Here is a 14974-nt window from a genome sequence, read left to right as displayed (position 1 = left end):
CTTCTCACCGACAAAACTAGTTCTATTTCGTCACATTTAGCTGTTTAAGATGTTTGAGAGAAAATAGAGAATGTACGTTTGAATATCTTCCACCAAGAAGCAGCATCGATATCTTCTTTTGCAAGAAGCGGTGAAGAACTAACTACTTTGTTATCCTTCTTAATGGTCAACGTTCCAATTTTGTCGCCTTTTTGAATAGGCGCATTTAGCTTCTCGTTCATTTTCACTTCTGTTTTAACGTCTTTGGCTGCATTTCCTTTTTTCAATAAAACAGAAATAGGCTCGGACGTAACAGCTGTTACCTGATCTTCGCTCCCCTTGTTTACATCTATCTTGGTAATAACGTCTCCTTTTTTGTATAAAGGCTTCGTTGTATATTGACTGAATGCGTAGTCTAACATTTTGGTTACTTGATTATTGCGATCTTTTGGCGTGCTTGCACCGAATACAACCGCTAACACTCGCATATTTCCCTTTTTAGCGGTAGCTGTTAGGCAATACTTAGCTTGACCTGTAAATCCGGTTTTGAGTCCATCAACGCCGGGATAAAACTTTACTAAGCGATTTGTATTTACTAACCAAAACTTCTTATCTGTATCCGTGCGCAAATAAGCTTCGTATTTACTTGTATAGTTAATAATTTTTTCATACTTTAGCAGCTCTCTGCCCATCATGGCCATATCATGAGCTGTACTATAGTGATTTTCTACAGGCAGGCCTGTCGGATTTTGAAATTTTGTATGAGTCAAACCAAGCTCTTTGGCTTTTTGGTTCATCTTTGCTACAAATTTTTCTTCTGATCCAGCTAAATATTCAGCCATTGCCATAGAAGCATCGTTACCGGAACCTATCGCAATCCCTTTTAGCAAATCATTTACCGTCATTTCTTCTCCGGGCTCTAAAAAGATTTGTGAGCCTCCCATTGAAGCGGCATATTCACTTGCCCGCACTTTATCTTTTAAGGTAATTTTCCCTTTATCCAAAGCCTCCATAATTAAAATCATTGTCATAATTTTAGTCATACTGGCAGGGGGAAGTTCTTGATTACTATTTTTTTCGTATAGAATTTTTCCTGTATCCCGTTCAATTAAAATAGCTGACCTAGCACTGTCAGCAAGCTCGGAATTCTTTTTTTCTGCGGCTAAAACAGGTTGCGTCATAAGTGGAAATAAAAATATGACAACGAGTAACTTTACAATAGTTCGCTTCATCTCCACAAACCTCCATTCTTTATACAACCTATTTTTTCCAAGGTATAATCGATTTATACTAAGGGAAATAAAAAAAGCATCGAGAAATTCTCGATGCTTAAAGTCATATTTTCTTCTTATTTTTGATAAGCTGGAAGCTGCTTTACTACTTCTTTTACAAGCGATAAAAACTGCTGTTTTACTTTTTCAGTCGTTTCAATTACTTCTTCATGATTTAACGGCTGATCTAAAATACCAGCTGCCATATTAGAAATACAAGAAATACCTAGCACTTTCATACCTGCATGGCGTGCCACAATAACTTCTGGCACTGTAGACATACCGACCGCGTCTCCCCCGATAATGCGAAGCATACGCACTTCAGCAGGCGTTTCATATGTTGGACCTGTATTTCCTACATATACACCTTCTTGTAAGGCGATATTTAAATCAGCTCCTACCTTCTTCGCTAATTGACGAAGATCCTTGCAGTAAGCAGTTGACATATCCGGGAACCTTACTCCGAAATCAGAGTCATTAGGTCCAATCAAAGGATTGGTTCCAAAATTATTAATATGATCAGAAATAATCATTAAGTCTCCTGGATTAAAGGATTCGTTTACTCCGCCCGCTGCATTCGTTACAATCAACGTTTCTACACCGATTTCTTTCATTACGCGCACTGGAAATGTTACTTTATCAAGAGCGTACCCTTCATAAAAGTGAAAACGTCCTTGCATAGCTACAACCGGTACGTCATAAATAGTACCTATTACTAATTGACCTGCATGACCTTCAACTGTTGAAACCGGGAACTCAGGAATGTCGTTATACGGAATTTTTACCGCGCCTTCAATTTCGTCAGCTAATACCCCTAGTCCAGAGCCTAAAATAAGCCCAATTGTTGGTGTAACAGCTGATTGATTTTTAATATATGCTGCTGCTTTTTCAATATATTCTTTTTTCATACTCCATTCCCCCTGCTTAATTCAACTCTTTTAAAAAACTTTTTCCATGCTTAGGCATTGCTACGCCAAAATTTTCTGCTACCGTTGCGCCAATATCCGCAAACGTTTGACGAATAGAAAGTTCTTTTCCTTCTTGCATGCCTTTATTGTACACAAGAAGCGGCACGTATTCACGCGTATGGTCTGTCCCATGATGAACAGGGTCATTTCCATGATCCGCTGTAATAATCAATAAATCATCTTCTTTTAATAAATCAAATACTTCTTCTAAGCGTGCATCATATTCTTCAAGTGCTTGCCCATATCCTTGTGGATCGCGGCGATGACCATAGAGAGCATCAAAATCAACTAAATTTAAGAAGCTTAAGCCTGTGAAGTCCATGTTTAATGTATCAACTAGCTTATCCATGCCGTCCATATTCGATTTGGTACGAAGAGATTTTGTTACCCCTTCTCCGTCGTAAATATCAGAAATTTTACCGATAGCAATAACATCGATGTCATTGTCTTTTAATTCATTCATTACTGTACGTCCAAAAGGCTTTAATGCATAGTCATGACGATTGGATGTACGTGTAAAGTTACCTGGTTCACCTAAAAACGGGCGAGCGATAACACGTCCAATCATATATGGATCATCAAGCGTTAATTCACGAGCAATCTCACAAATTTTGTACAATTCATCAATTGGAACAATTTCTTCATGAGCAGCAATTTGCAAAACAGAATCTGCTGATGTATAGACGATTAAGTCACCTGTTTCCATATGCTGTTTTCCTAGCTCATCCAAAATTTCTGTACCAGACGCTGGTTTGTTCCCAATGATTTTTCGACCTGTTTTTTCTTCTAATTGTGAAATCAGTTCTTCTGGAAATCCATCTGGAAATACATTAAAAGGCGTATCAATATTGAGACCCATAATTTCCCAATGACCTGTCATTGTATCTTTTCCTGCAGAACCTTCCTGCATTTTTGTATAGTAAGCCAACGGTTTTTCGGCTTTATCGATTCCTTTAATTTCACGGATATTGCTTAGGCCAAGCTTAGCCATATTAGGCATACGAAGACCGTTGCAGTGCTCTGCAATATGACCAAACGTATCCGCACCTTTATCATTGTATTTTTCAGCATCCGGTGATTCACCGATACCCACTGAATCCATGACAATTAAAAATACGCGTTTATATGTATGCGCCATTTTATTCCCTCCAAATATCAATTTATTTATTCTCTATAAAATTCCCGTTTGGAAATAATTTAACCATCTTCTCTTATTGGTCAGAAGTCTGACCTCTCTATTAGTATAGACGCTTTTTATTTTTTTGTACACATAAATGAAAGTGTTTTCAATCAAAAAAACCAATGTCTATGAACTCATTGGACATTGGAATCTTCCTACGCTCGCGGATGAAACTGATTGTATACATCTTTTAAACGTGCTTTTGTAACATGTGTATAAATTTGAGTGGTCGAAATATCCGCATGCCCCAGCATTTCTTGAACGGCTCTCAAGTCCGCGCCGTTCTCTAACAAATGAGTAGCAAACGAATGCCGTAACGTATGTGGAGTTAATTCTTTTTCAATTTTTGCTTCAGAAGCTAACTTTTTTAATATTTTCCAAAACCCCTGCCTTGTTAAACGCCTTCCGTGATGATTAACAAAGAGTGCTTTGTCCTGTTCCTTTTGCTTTGTTAAAACACTCCGACTATGCTGTAAATACTCTTCGATAGCCTCCGTTGCCAACCTTCCGATGGGGACAATTCTTTCTTTATTTCCTTTTCCGATACAACGAATAAATCCCATCGTCAAATGTGCATCATCAATATTTAAGTTAACGAGTTCAGACACACGAATTCCAGTAGCATAAAGCAACTCAAGCATCGCTTTGTCTCGTATGCCAAAAGGCGTCGAAGTATCAAACACATTTAACAGCGCCTCTACTTCTTCTGCATTTAGCACTTTTGGCAGCTTGCGCTCAAGCTGCGGGGTATCAATATGAACAGATGGATCTGTATCCGCTGCTTTTTCTCTTAGTAAGAATTGATGAAAAGATCTAGTTGAAGCCACATGTCTCGCAATCGTTTTAGATGACTTTTGCTGATCACTTAAATATTTCAGAAAATTAACGATGTGGAGTCTTGTTACTTCATTAAATGATTTGAGCTGCTCTACATGCTCTAAATATTGAGCATACTTTTTTAAATCTCGTTCATACGAATCAATTGTATTTTTCGCTAGTCCCCGCTCTACTACTAAATAATGAATAAAATCTTGAATTTGATCATTCAATAGCCTCTACTCCCCGTTTTGATAAAACATAAATAAACGCTCTAACCACGTCTGATCTTTGTTCACACTTGCTTGCATGACCTTAACTGCTGAACCCGACGGCTCATCATAACGTTTATAATTTTGATACTCTTGAGATACCCATATCATTCCAAAATAAAACAAAAGAGTAAACCCGGTAAATAAGATAAATACTTTACATGTATTATATACCATTTCAGCCCATGATTTCATGAAACAATTCCTCCAATTTTTGATTCTATTAGAAGATATGCCAATTGGGACAGGTTTTATACATGTTTCTTGCCTTTATACACTGAGTTCTCTCCTGCTCATTTCCTTTCTTTCTATAAAACCATGTAGCTTATAAACTCGTTATTTTTTTATTTATGTACAACAAAAAACCTTCTCCATTAGGGAAAAGGCTTTTACTGCTTGTCTTCTTTATCCTGACAGCGATGGCAAATGCCATGAAATGTCAAGCGGTGATCTTTAATTTTAAAATTCCATTGCTTTTCCACAATTTCTTCAACGTCTTCAAGCAAATCTTCTTGAATTTCGTCCACAGATCCACATTCCATACACACAAGGTGATGATGAAAGTGTGCGGCTCCTTCTTGTCTTAAATCGTAGCGAGAAACGCCATCGCCAAAGTTTATTTTATCAACAATTTTAAGTTCAGTTAACAATTCTAACGTACGATAAACAGTTGCCAATCCAATTTCCGGAGACTTTTCCTTGACGAGGAGATATACATCTTCGGCACTTAAATGATCCTCTTCATGTTCAAGAAGTACTCTTACAGTCGCCTCACGTTGAGGTGTCAATTTATAGCTAGCTGAGTGCAACTGCTGCTTAATTCGCTCAATTCGACTTTCCATAATTATTCCCTCCCTCGCCATTCACTAATCCATTATATCAGATGTGTCGAGGGTGTCAAAATAAAGTTATTATTAATAAGAAAAAAGAATTCTTTTTACTTAATACTTATTCTTATTTATTTAATAGAGCCATTACACTTTTCATTAAAGTAGGTGATACGTAAGCTTCAATTGTAGCTGCACAGGCAACCAAACATATCATAGCAATCATGGTTCCGCTGTAGCGTAAAAATGAGGCGGAAATAGGCTCCGCTGCTTTTTTAAAAAACTGCTGCCGCACAAGCTTCAAAGAAAAGGCAACTGAAGCTGCAGACAAGATCAGAAATGCCGGTATGAGAAAGATATTTTGCGGCATAACAGATACAAAAGATAGCGCAAACCCAGAGAGTCCCATTTGATTGACTAAAAAGCCTACGGTAAAACCAATCACCATTCCTTTTAAAAACAGCAAAATTAACACTACAGGCAAACCAATAATGGCGATTCCTAATATCCAAATGAGCCCCAAGTATTTAACATTATGAAAAAAACTTTGCTGAAACATTTCAACGCTGCTTGCTACTTCTCCGCTCTTTACCTGTCCGAAAAACCGGTTTAAATAGAAGTACAGGTCTTCTTTTTGATCAAGCGTTAAACTATTTACAACAATAGCCCCAAAAATGATTCCCATTAAAAACAGCACGGTCACAAACAAATAAATAGAACTGTTTTCTTGAAAATGTCTTGCATACGATAATGGCAATTGTTTTTTTCTCATCGTCTTCCTCCTATTAATCGCTTAATAGAGTGTATGATAGAGTACAAAAACTATGCCAAGAATCTTTTGAATCTATCAAATAAAAAAGAGGATGAAACATAATGAAATCTACATTCACCATCACCTTAAAAAAATCCGAACGAATTTGATTCCCTATCAAGAATCTCTATTCATCGTTCGGATGTTCCTTTAACTAAAATATGGTTGTCACACATTTTTTTTAGTTAGAGATACACGCATGCCTGTTTTTTCTCACACCAAATGACGTTTCAATGTAAACCTCTAATTGCTAGATTGCCGTTCGTATGTAAAAAAAAACTCTCTTACTCTCCTAACCCGCTTTTTAACTGTAAGTACTGCACAGCATAGGCTGTTTTTGCATCATAAATTTCCTTGTTTTGAATAAGAGTAAGGGCCTCATCTACCGTAACTTCCATCACTTCAACAAATTCATCTTCGTCTAATTCCGCTTTGGTGGTCATCACTTTTAAATCTTCCGCTAAATAAAGGTGCACCAACTCATCCGCAAAACCTGGTGATGTATAAAAAGAAATAATATGGCTAAGCGAATCTGTCGTATAGCCCGTTTCTTCTTCTAACTCACGTTTTGCCGTCACAATCGGCTCTTCTCCTTTTTCTAGCTTGCCGGCTGGAATTTCGACTAAAATACGATCCATCGGCCTGCGATACTGTTTGACCATAACCATTTTGTGGTCGCTTGTTAACGCAATGACAGCTACAGCTCCAGGGTGCTTAACTACTTCTCTTGTACTCGTTTTTCCGTTTGGAAGCTCTACTTCTTCTAAGTACAAATCAATCACTCTGCCTCCAAATAGCTTTTCAGAAGACAGCATTTTTTCTGTTAAATGATCCATTTTCTACACCTCGTTCTATTTTTTTGACTCTTACATATATTCTATCATACGAACCTTGGGAGGTAGAAAAAATGAAAGTTTATGTTCACGAGAAGCAAATCATTTTGGTCGGTAAAGCATGGGAAATCAAGCAAAAGTTAAAAGAATACGGCGAACAATTTCAGTATGTAGATGAATGGACGAACGCTATCTCTCAAAATTTTAATTCTTACAAACAAGCAGACTGCAGACACTAATTGTGCTGCAGTTTTCTAATCTTCTTATTTGAGTTTCCCTCTATCATAGCGCTACAATAGATAGAAACAAGTAAAAAATAAGGAGTGACATATATGGAAAAAAGACGCTTAGGTACTTCAGACTTGCTTGTCAGTACATTAGGTTTAGGATGCATGTCTCTTGGAACGGAACAAAAACACGCTGTCAATATGATTGATGAAGCTCTCGAATATGGCATTAATTATTTCGATACAGCAGATTTATATGATTTTGGCTTAAACGAGGAGTTTGTGGGACAAGCCCTAAAAAAACGCAGAAATGATATTATTTTAGCCACAAAAGTGGGGAATCGCTGGAATGATGCAAAAGACAGCTGGACATGGGATCCGTCTAAAGCTTACATAAAAGAAGAAGTAAAAGAAAGCCTGCGCCGTCTTCAAACAGATCACATCGATTTATATCAACTGCACGGAGGAACCATTGAAGACAATATTGAGGAAACGATTGAAGCATTTGAAGAATTAAAACAAGAAGGCGTCATTCGCTACTATGGCATTTCATCTATCCGTCCAAATGTGATTCGAGAGTATGTGCAAAATTCTTCTATTGTTAGCGTCATGATGCAATACAGCTTGTTAGACAGACGCCCTGAAGAAAGTGCACTTCCTCTTTTACATGACAACGGCATTAGCGTTGTAGCGAGAGGTCCAGTAGCCAAAGGGCTGCTAACCGAAAAAGGAGAGCAAAAACTTGCTGCATTCGAGGGCAAGGGCTACTTAGATTATAGCGGTACGGAATTAGCAAAAACGATAGAAGAATTGCGTCACGTACGACCAACTCACTCTCTAAACTCAACGGCACTTCAATACTGTTTAGCTAATCCTACGGTAGCCTCGGTTGTAGCAGGAGCAAGCTCTTCTTCACAGCTTCGTGAAAACGTCAAAGCTGTCGAGGCTTCCCCGCTTCAGCCTACTGAAATTAGCAAGCTGCAATCAATCTTTAAAGCAAATCAATACGAAGCTCACCGTTAAAAAATAAAAGCGCCTTTACCGGCGCTTTTATTTTTTAAATTCAGACCAGTTCAAATCACTTTCATTTAACAGTTCTTCAAACGACTTATTTTTTTCTTTTTCTTTTCGAATTCGAGCAGCTTCTTTACGCTCTGTTTCTTTCTGCTCTTCTTCTTTTAAAGAAAGCGCCTGTTTTTTAGCTTGAAGCTGTTTTAATAAGCTATCATTTAGCTGATCTTTGATACTGAGCTGATCATTTTGTTTTTGTGCTGATTGTTTTTGCTTTTTTTTAGCCATCACAATTCCCCCGCTACTTTAATTGAGAGATATTGTATCATATTCTTGCTTTTGTTACCAAAAATCAAAATGCATCTAGTTTTACATGTTCATCAATAATTAAAGTTGGCTCTGTAGATTGTTGAATATCTTCTATCGTATAGCCTTTCGCTACTTCAACAAGCTTTAGACCTTCTGCCGTAATATCAATGACCGCTCGATCTGTAATAATGCGATCCACTACCTCTTTTCCTGTCAGAGGGAGGCTGCACTCATTTAAGATTTTAGGCTCATCTTTTCTCGTCACGTGTTCCATAATAACAATGATGCGCTGTGCTCCGTGAACTAAATCCATTGCACCGCCCATTCCTTTAATCATTTTTCCAGGAATCATCCAGTTTGCCAAGTCACCAGTTTTTGAGACTTCCATTCCTCCTAAAATCGCAATATTAATGTGCCCTCCGCGGATCATTCCAAACGATTCAGCACTATCGAAATAAGAAGCGCCTGTTGTCGCCGTGACGGTTTCTTTACCTGCATTAATTAAATCAGGATCTACTTCTCCTTCTTTCGGATATGGTCCAATGCCTAACAGACCGTTTTCGGACTGAAGCACCACCGTTTTATTATCTGAGATATGATTAGCCACAAGCGTTGGAATACCAATTCCAAGGTTTACATAAAATCCGTCCAAAATTTCTTTTTCAGCACGTTTTGCAATTCGCTCTCTCACGTTCACGCCGTTTTCAATCATGAAAAATCTCTCCCCTTTTGTTATTTTTGAACGGTTAAACGCTCAATACGTTTTTCTTGTTCACCAATAATTAACGATTGAACATATACACTAGGTGTGTGAATAATATTTGGATCAAGTGAGCCTGTTGGATGAAGTTCCTCCACTTCTGCTATCGTCATTTTTCCTGCTGCTGCAATCATTGGGCTGAAATTGCGCGCTGTCTTGTTATACACTAAGTTACCCATATGATCGGCTTTCCAAGCTCTAACCAAACTAAAATCAGCTTTTAACGCCTCTTCTAGTAAATATTCTTTTCCTTCAAACACGCGAACTTCTTTTCCTTCAGCAATGGGTGTTCCCACTCCCGCTGGTGTATAAAATGCAGGTATGCCCGCTCCGCCGGCGCGAATCTTTTCAGCTAGCGTGCCTTGAGGTAGCAATTCTACTTCAATTTCTCCTGACAATACTTGCCTTTCAAACTCTTTATTTTCTCCCACGTAAGAACCAATCATCTTTTTAATTTGTTTGTTTTTCAGAAGCAGTCCAAGTCCCCAGTCGTCTACGCCGCAGTTATTTGAAATTACGGTTAAATCTTTTACCCCTGTTTCAACTAACGCTAAAATCAAATTCTCCGGAATTCCACATAAACCAAAACCACCGACCATAATCGTAGCACCGTCGTGAATATCTTTTACCGCTTCTTTAAACGACGTATGTACTTGTTTCATACATAACCACCCCTTCGTTATTTTTGAAAACGCTTTCTAATCTATTATAAAAGATTTTTATTTCTTTTTAAATATATATATAACTGAAAATTATAATTTAATCATTTTTTTGTCAAAAAAGTTATATTACTAGACAAATTAAAGGAAAAACAAAAACGCCACGAGTTCCAAAGCTGTATGTTTGGAATCTGTGGCGTTGTGATATAGCTTTAATGTTTGTTAAAACTATATCAAATTAAGGACGTTCAACGATTGTTGCAACGCCTTGGCCTCCGCCAATACATAACGTTGCTAACCCAAGTTTTGCGTCGCGTTTTTGCATTTCATGAATAAGTGAAACTAGGACACGTGCACCACTTGCACCAATAGGATGTCCAAGCGCAATTGCTCCACCGTTTACATTTAAAATATCATGATTAAATTGAAGTTCACGATCCACAGCGATTGACTGTGCAGCGAATGCTTCGTTTGCTTCTACTAATTGAACATCTTCTAATGAAACAGCAGCTTTTTCCAGCGCCTTTTTCACTGCGCTTACAGGACCGATTCCCATAATGCTTGGGTCTACTCCGGCAGTTGCATTACCTTTAATTGACACTAATGGTGTTAGGCCTAACTCGTCTGCTTTTTTACGGCTCATTACCACTACTGCCGCTGCACCGTCATTGATACCAGATGCATTACCAGCTGTTACAGAACCGTCTTTTTTGAAGGCTGGACGTAGTTTCCCTAAGCTTTCAGCCGTTGTGCCTGCACGTGGGAACTCATCTTGTTCAAAAATAGTTACTTGACCTTTTCTTCCAGGCACTTCTACTGGCACGATTTCATCTTTGAAACGACCAGATTGAATAGCTGCCTCTGCTTTTTGCTGACTTGAAGCTGCAAACGCATCTTGTTCGTCACGAGTAATTTCATATTTATCACACAGATTTTCAGCTGTAACGCCCATATGGTAGTCGTTAAATGCACACCATAATCCATCTTGAATCATGCTGTCAACTACTTTTTGATCGCCCATTTTAAACCCGTTGCGTGCATTTTTTAATAAGTATGGTGCTTGGCTCATGTTTTCCATTCCACCAGCAACAATCACATCAGCATCCCCAGCAAGAATCGCTTGTGTAGCGAGATGTACTGCTTTTAGTCCTGATCCGCATACTTTATTGATGGTTAATGCTGAAACAGTTTCAGGTAAACCTGCTGCTAAAGTTGCTTGTCGTGCTGGATTTTGTCCTAAACCTGCTTGTAGGACATTTCCCATAATAACTTCATCTACTTCGTTTGCTGATACCCCTACTTTGTTTAAAGCTTCTTTAATTACAGTACCACCTAAAGTTGTTGCGGATACATTTTGTAAGCTTCCCCCAAAGCTGCCGATTGCTGTACGTACAGCGCTTACAATGACTACTTCTGTTTGACCCATGTCGAAAACCTCTCCTTACTGTTTGATTACTGTGATTAACTGTCACCTGTATTAATTTCGACATCGCTTGCGAAATTCCTCTTTTTTTGTAAAAATTTATAATTTTTATTGAATTTTAATTTTTTAGAATTAAAATAAATATTAGTAAGCGTTTACAATGTAGGAGGAGAGCGGTTTATGGGATTTCCTGAAAAAGTAACAATTATAGAAGTTGGTCCACGAGATGGCCTTCAAAATGAAAAGAATTTTGTTCCAACTGAAAAAAAAATTAATTTTATCAAAAAATTAAAAGAAGCTGGACTATCCGAAATCGAAATTACATCCTTTGTTTCTCCAAAATGGGTTCCTCAAATGAAAGATGCTTCTACTGTTGCAGATACATTTCAGCCTGATACATGCCGAAACATTGTGCTTGTACCGAACCAAAAAGGCTTGGAAAAAGCACTGCAAGCTAATTGCCGCTCCGTTGCGCTGTTTATTGGCGTAAGCAATACCTTTAATCAAAAAAATATTAACAAAAACACCAAAGAAGCTGTACAAACGCTGCTTCCTCTCATTCAGCAGCTCAAGCAGCAAGAATGTTTTATTCGAACTTGCATTTCCACCGCCTTTTATTGCCCGTATGAAGGAAAAATACACGAACGCGACGTGCTGGCCCTTTGCGAAAGCTTTGTGGAAGCTGGAGTGAATGAGCTAAGCGTTGCTGATACAATTGGTATGGCAAACCCTAAAGATGTATTTTCACTTTTCTCGAAATTAAAACAAAACTTTCCCCACACGCTACTTGCTGCGCACTTTCACGATACGAGAGGATTAGCCATTGCAAATATCTATGCAGCTCTGCAAGCCGGTATTAACAGGTTCGATTCATCCGCTGGGGGGTTAGGTGGATGTCCATTCGCTAAGGGAGCAACGGGAAACGTAGCTACGGAAGATCTCGTCTTTATGCTTCATGAAATGGGTATTTCCACTTCTATTAATGAAGAAAAGCTGCTCGAAGCGGTCGCCTTTATCGCTCCTCACATTTCAAGACCGATTGAAAGCAAGCAATACTCTTTATTTGCACAGCGTTAAAAATTAGGTTTTTATGAGAGCGATGCTATAATAAATAATAGCTATATTAACAAAAGGAGCCGCTAATCATGAAAAAATGGCTATTATTAATAGGAAGTGTTTTTGGAGCATTTGCCGCTCTTGGCATCTTTTTTACAAATCAAATGATGTACATCCGTAAAAAGACCGACAAAGTTATTATTGACCGCGATACGGAAGATGGCTTTTATGATGAGAAAGTCTATAGCACTCTTCCTAAAGAAGCATTTGTGCTTCCTTCTTCTTTAGGCTATAACATAGCTGGGACCGTTATTAAACAACACGAACACAACCGATTTATGATTCTTTCGCACGGAGTTACAGTTCATTCACTGAACTCTATGAAATATGCTCGGCTTTTTCTAAAGCTTGGATGGAACGTCGTTCTTTATGATCATCGCCGACACGGCAAGTCTGAAGGGAAAACAACGAGCTACGGCTATTATGAAAAACTGGACCTTCAATCCGTTGTTCATTGGGTAAAAGAACAATTCGGTTCAACTATTTCCCTTGGGATTCACGGGGAGTCTATGGGAGCTGCGACCACTCTTTTGTATGCTGGAATGGAAGACGGAGCTGATTTTTATATTGTCGACTGCCCTTTTTCTGACTTGGAAGAACTTCTTGCCTATCGCTTAAAACAAGATTTCCACCTGCCCAAACAGCTTGTCATGCCAGCAGCTAATATTATTTTAAAATGGCGAGAAGGTTACTCATTTAAAGACGTATCACCTATTTCAGTCGTAGATCAAATCAAACATCCTGTTCTGTTTATCCATAGTAAAGAAGATGACTATATTCTTCCTAAAATGACGGAGCAGCTGCATGCCAAAAAAATGGGAGCAAAACGGATGTATTTAGCACCTGTAGGCACTCATGCCCGCTCGTATGCTGATAATCCAGAGGAATATGAACAAGTTATTGAATCATTTTTAGAAAAAATACAAAAAGAAGCGCTTTAAAGCGCTTCTTTTGTTTTATCGATAAATGACATGCGCGGATTTAAAATTTGAGAAGGACATTTTAGCATAAACGCATAGGCACTTTCATTGTAGTCAATCGTCATATTATCATCTAAAAATACTTGCTTTGTTTTTTCGACAAGAACAGGAACAAAATTCGTCTCAATGGTTACATCATCGCTCTCTTTTTCATCAACAATCCATAGCGTCGTTACACCGCTCACAACACAGCCGCATCCATCCGTATCGTATTTTAATTTTAAATATAGTGAAGAATCTTTCCCGTACTTTTCTTGTACTTTTGCTATCGCTTTATCAGTAAAGGTAATATTCATTTTCCTTTAACTCCTTTTAAACTAATTGTATAAACAAACGAAAATTGCTTATATAATGAGTATAATACACATCTCGCTTTCATTAAACTCTGGCGCTTCATATAGATGTGTACAAAAAGGAGGTTTTTTTATGTCAAAAGTACAAATTAAAGTAATGGATAACGGCTCTTTCCGTGTCACTGGAGACGTTGAATTAATTGATGCAGACGGCAACAAATTTGAAACAAAGCCGACATTTTCACTATGCCGATGTGGCCAGTCGCAAAAGATGCCCTTTTGCGACGGAAATCATAAAGGAAAATTTGACTCTTGTGTGCGCGCTGCAAAAATTTTAGACGAGCAGTAGATTCATAGAAATACAGCCTTACTGAACGAAACCATTAACGAAAAACATTGATAACCTGTGGTTAAAGCACAGGTTATTTTCTATTAAACGCATCCCCTGCCAATTTTTCTACGAGCCCCGGGGCAAGCTGATACATCTTCGAGCCTATATTCATCCACTTAGGCAAGTTGACTTCTCGTTTTGGTTTCCCAATAATATTGACCGTTTTTTCAGCTACGTATTGAGGGGTTAACATAAACTTTTCTACACTTTTTTCATAGTTTCCTGATTGGTCTGCTATTGAAAAGAAGTTGGTTTGAATAGGACCTGGATTCACTGCCGTTACATAGATATCTGTTTTCGCTAATTCCATTCGCAGGCTGTTGGTAAACCCTAGCACGGCATGTTTAGAAGCTGAATAGCCACTGGATTTAGGCGTCGCAAGTTTGCCTGCTTGAGAAGCAATGTTAATAATATGTCCTTTGTTTTCTTTTAGCATATAAGCTAAAATTTCTTGTGTACATGCAATTAATCCAATAACATTGACTTGAAACATTGAGGCAATTGTCTTAATCGATGCTTCTTTCACTTCTTCAAATACACCAAAGCCTGCATTATTAATCAGGACATCAACACGCTTAATTTCACTCATCATTTTCTGAACGACTCTTTTGACTTCCTCTACGTTCGCTACGTCAGCTTTGTATATGTAAGAGGTAATCCCATATTTTTGACTAATTTGCTCGGCTACTCGGTGCAGCTTTTCTTCTGTACGTGCAAGTAAAACGGGGACGCCCCCTCTTTTGGCCACTTCATAAGCTAAATGCTCTCCAAGACCTCCCGAAGCGCCTGTAATCACGACATGTTGGTTCTTTAACGAGGATTTCAAATATAACACACCTTTTTTATAA

The 14974-nt window shown here is 38.2% G+C and carries 19 protein-coding genes; 5 read left to right on the top strand and 14 right to left on the bottom strand.

The window, feature by feature from the left end:
* Positions 1-44 precede the first annotated feature (44 nt).
* From AC1DEF_RS02550 to AC1DEF_RS02515, 8 genes are all read right to left on the bottom strand, one after another.
* Positions 45-1211 carry a D-alanyl-D-alanine carboxypeptidase family protein gene (locus AC1DEF_RS02550; RefSeq protein ID WP_028410701.1) on the bottom strand — a complete coding sequence of 389 codons (1167 nt, stop codon included), beginning with the start codon at positions 1209-1211 and terminating at the stop codon, positions 45-47.
* A gap of 116 nt (positions 1212-1327) precedes the next feature.
* Positions 1328-2158 carry a purine-nucleoside phosphorylase gene (locus AC1DEF_RS02545; protein ID WP_097824565.1) on the bottom strand — a complete coding sequence of 277 codons (831 nt, stop codon included), beginning with the start codon at positions 2156-2158 and terminating at the stop codon, positions 1328-1330.
* 16 nt (positions 2159-2174) lie between these two features.
* Positions 2175-3356, bottom strand: coding sequence for a phosphopentomutase (gene deoB, locus AC1DEF_RS02540; protein ID WP_477727299.1), 1182 nt, complete (start codon positions 3354-3356; stop codon positions 2175-2177).
* A gap of 197 nt (positions 3357-3553) precedes the next feature.
* Positions 3554-4447 (bottom strand): site-specific tyrosine recombinase XerD, encoded by an 894-nt coding sequence (xerD, locus tag AC1DEF_RS02535; RefSeq protein WP_013059080.1) that lies wholly within the window; start codon positions 4445-4447, stop codon positions 3554-3556.
* Positions 4448-4453: 6 nt separating this feature from the next.
* On the bottom strand, positions 4454-4681 hold the full coding sequence (locus AC1DEF_RS02530) for a YqzK family protein (protein WP_013059081.1): 228 nt from the start codon (positions 4679-4681) through the stop codon (positions 4454-4456).
* Positions 4682-4875: 194 nt separating this feature from the next.
* On the bottom strand, positions 4876-5328 hold the full coding sequence (fur, locus tag AC1DEF_RS02525; protein WP_013059082.1) for a ferric iron uptake transcriptional regulator: 453 nt from the start codon (positions 5326-5328) through the stop codon (positions 4876-4878).
* A 112-nt stretch (positions 5329-5440) separates the two neighbouring features.
* Positions 5441-6085, bottom strand: coding sequence for a stage II sporulation protein M (spoIIM, locus tag AC1DEF_RS02520; protein WP_013084941.1), 645 nt, complete (start codon positions 6083-6085; stop codon positions 5441-5443).
* A 323-nt stretch (positions 6086-6408) separates the two neighbouring features.
* On the bottom strand, positions 6409-6960 hold the full coding sequence (locus AC1DEF_RS02515) for an NUDIX hydrolase (RefSeq protein WP_013059084.1): 552 nt from the start codon (positions 6958-6960) through the stop codon (positions 6409-6411).
* 71 nt (positions 6961-7031) lie between these two features.
* Between AC1DEF_RS02515 and mciZ the strand changes: the two genes are divergently transcribed.
* Both mciZ and AC1DEF_RS02505 read left to right on the top strand, forming a co-directional pair.
* Positions 7032-7196 (top strand): Z-ring formation inhibitor MciZ, encoded by a 165-nt coding sequence (gene mciZ, locus AC1DEF_RS02510; protein WP_013059085.1) that lies wholly within the window; start codon positions 7032-7034, stop codon positions 7194-7196.
* Between the two features lie 93 nt (positions 7197-7289).
* Entirely contained in the window at positions 7290-8207 is a 918-nt protein-coding gene (locus AC1DEF_RS02505; RefSeq protein WP_097824566.1) for an aldo/keto reductase, read from the top strand.
* 27 nt (positions 8208-8234) lie between these two features.
* Here AC1DEF_RS02505 and AC1DEF_RS02500 read toward each other — a convergent pair whose 3' ends face one another.
* The 4 genes from AC1DEF_RS02500 to AC1DEF_RS02485 form a co-directional block, all read right to left on the bottom strand.
* Positions 8235-8483, bottom strand: coding sequence for a YqkE family protein (locus tag AC1DEF_RS02500; RefSeq protein ID WP_016765509.1), 249 nt, complete (start codon positions 8481-8483; stop codon positions 8235-8237).
* Positions 8484-8547: 64 nt separating this feature from the next.
* The gene (locus AC1DEF_RS02495; RefSeq protein ID WP_043976312.1) at positions 8548-9216 is read right to left on the bottom strand and encodes a 3-oxoacid CoA-transferase subunit B; all 669 of its coding nucleotides are present in this window, start codon (positions 9214-9216) and stop codon (positions 8548-8550) included.
* A 20-nt stretch (positions 9217-9236) separates the two neighbouring features.
* On the bottom strand, positions 9237-9926 hold the full coding sequence (locus AC1DEF_RS02490; RefSeq protein ID WP_097824567.1) for a CoA transferase subunit A: 690 nt from the start codon (positions 9924-9926) through the stop codon (positions 9237-9239).
* 235 nt (positions 9927-10161) lie between these two features.
* Positions 10162-11349, bottom strand: a complete 1188-nt coding sequence (locus AC1DEF_RS02485; RefSeq protein WP_043976310.1) for an acetyl-CoA C-acetyltransferase — start codon at positions 11347-11349, stop codon at positions 10162-10164.
* A gap of 177 nt (positions 11350-11526) precedes the next feature.
* Between AC1DEF_RS02485 and AC1DEF_RS02480 the strand changes: the two genes are divergently transcribed.
* Both AC1DEF_RS02480 and AC1DEF_RS02475 read left to right on the top strand, forming a co-directional pair.
* A complete protein-coding gene (locus tag AC1DEF_RS02480) occupies positions 11527-12423 on the top strand; it encodes a hydroxymethylglutaryl-CoA lyase (RefSeq protein ID WP_043976308.1) in 897 nt (298 codons plus the stop codon).
* Between the two features lie 68 nt (positions 12424-12491).
* Positions 12492-13403: an alpha/beta hydrolase gene (locus tag AC1DEF_RS02475; RefSeq protein WP_043976305.1), complete on the top strand. Its 912-nt coding sequence runs from the start codon at positions 12492-12494 to the stop codon at positions 13401-13403.
* Here AC1DEF_RS02475 and AC1DEF_RS02470 read toward each other — a convergent pair.
* Positions 13400-13738 carry an iron-sulfur cluster biosynthesis family protein gene (locus tag AC1DEF_RS02470; protein WP_028410692.1) on the bottom strand — a complete coding sequence of 113 codons (339 nt, stop codon included), beginning with the start codon at positions 13736-13738 and terminating at the stop codon, positions 13400-13402. The genes AC1DEF_RS02475 and AC1DEF_RS02470 overlap by 4 nt on opposite strands.
* 130 nt (positions 13739-13868) lie before the next feature.
* Between AC1DEF_RS02470 and AC1DEF_RS02465 the strand changes: the two genes are divergently transcribed.
* Positions 13869-14084, top strand: coding sequence for a CDGSH iron-sulfur domain-containing protein (locus AC1DEF_RS02465; RefSeq protein ID WP_013059094.1), 216 nt, complete (start codon positions 13869-13871; stop codon positions 14082-14084).
* A 73-nt stretch (positions 14085-14157) separates the two neighbouring features.
* On the opposite strand, the gene AC1DEF_RS02460 is transcribed toward AC1DEF_RS02465, so the two are convergent.
* Positions 14158-14952, bottom strand: coding sequence for an SDR family NAD(P)-dependent oxidoreductase (locus AC1DEF_RS02460; RefSeq protein ID WP_013084950.1), 795 nt, complete (start codon positions 14950-14952; stop codon positions 14158-14160).
* Positions 14953-14974 lie beyond the last annotated feature (22 nt).

It is taken from the genome of Priestia sp. 10L35 (genome assembly GCF_056395685.1).
The sequence above is the reverse complement of the archived record's forward strand: the minus strand, read 5'-3'. Positions and strand labels throughout refer to the sequence as shown.

Bases quoted from the DNA above. Each gene is read 5' to 3' on its own strand.
- AC1DEF_RS02550 (WP_028410701.1), bottom strand. From the start codon at position 1,211: ATGAAGCGAACTATTGTAAAGTTACTCGTTGTCATATTTTTATTTCCA.
- AC1DEF_RS02545 (WP_097824565.1), bottom strand. From the start codon at position 2,158: ATGAAAAAAGAATATATTGAAAAAGCAGCAGCATATATTAAAAATCAA.
- deoB (WP_477727299.1), bottom strand. From the start codon at position 3,356: ATGGCGCATACATATAAACGCGTATTTTTAATTGTCATGGATTCAGTG.
- AC1DEF_RS02530 (WP_013059081.1), bottom strand. From the start codon at position 4,681: ATGAAATCATGGGCTGAAATGGTATATAATACATGTAAAGTATTTATC.
- fur (WP_013059082.1), bottom strand. From the start codon at position 5,328: ATGGAAAGTCGAATTGAGCGAATTAAGCAGCAGTTGCACTCAGCTAGC.
- spoIIM (WP_013084941.1), bottom strand. From the start codon at position 6,085: ATGAGAAAAAAACAATTGCCATTATCGTATGCAAGACATTTTCAAGAA.
- AC1DEF_RS02515 (WP_013059084.1), bottom strand. From the start codon at position 6,960: ATGGATCATTTAACAGAAAAAATGCTGTCTTCTGAAAAGCTATTTGGA.
- mciZ (WP_013059085.1), top strand. From the start codon at position 7,032: ATGAAAGTTTATGTTCACGAGAAGCAAATCATTTTGGTCGGTAAAGCA.
- AC1DEF_RS02505 (WP_097824566.1), top strand. From the start codon at position 7,290: ATGGAAAAAAGACGCTTAGGTACTTCAGACTTGCTTGTCAGTACATTA.
- AC1DEF_RS02500 (WP_016765509.1), bottom strand. From the start codon at position 8,483: ATGGCTAAAAAAAAGCAAAAACAATCAGCACAAAAACAAAATGATCAG.
- AC1DEF_RS02495 (WP_043976312.1), bottom strand. From the start codon at position 9,216: ATGATTGAAAACGGCGTGAACGTGAGAGAGCGAATTGCAAAACGTGCT.
- AC1DEF_RS02490 (WP_097824567.1), bottom strand. From the start codon at position 9,926: ATGAAACAAGTACATACGTCGTTTAAAGAAGCGGTAAAAGATATTCAC.
- AC1DEF_RS02485 (WP_043976310.1), bottom strand. From the start codon at position 11,349: ATGGGTCAAACAGAAGTAGTCATTGTAAGCGCTGTACGTACAGCAATC.
- AC1DEF_RS02480 (WP_043976308.1), top strand. From the start codon at position 11,527: ATGGGATTTCCTGAAAAAGTAACAATTATAGAAGTTGGTCCACGAGAT.
- AC1DEF_RS02475 (WP_043976305.1), top strand. From the start codon at position 12,492: ATGAAAAAATGGCTATTATTAATAGGAAGTGTTTTTGGAGCATTTGCC.
- AC1DEF_RS02470 (WP_028410692.1), bottom strand. From the start codon at position 13,738: ATGAATATTACCTTTACTGATAAAGCGATAGCAAAAGTACAAGAAAAG.
- AC1DEF_RS02465 (WP_013059094.1), top strand. From the start codon at position 13,869: ATGTCAAAAGTACAAATTAAAGTAATGGATAACGGCTCTTTCCGTGTC.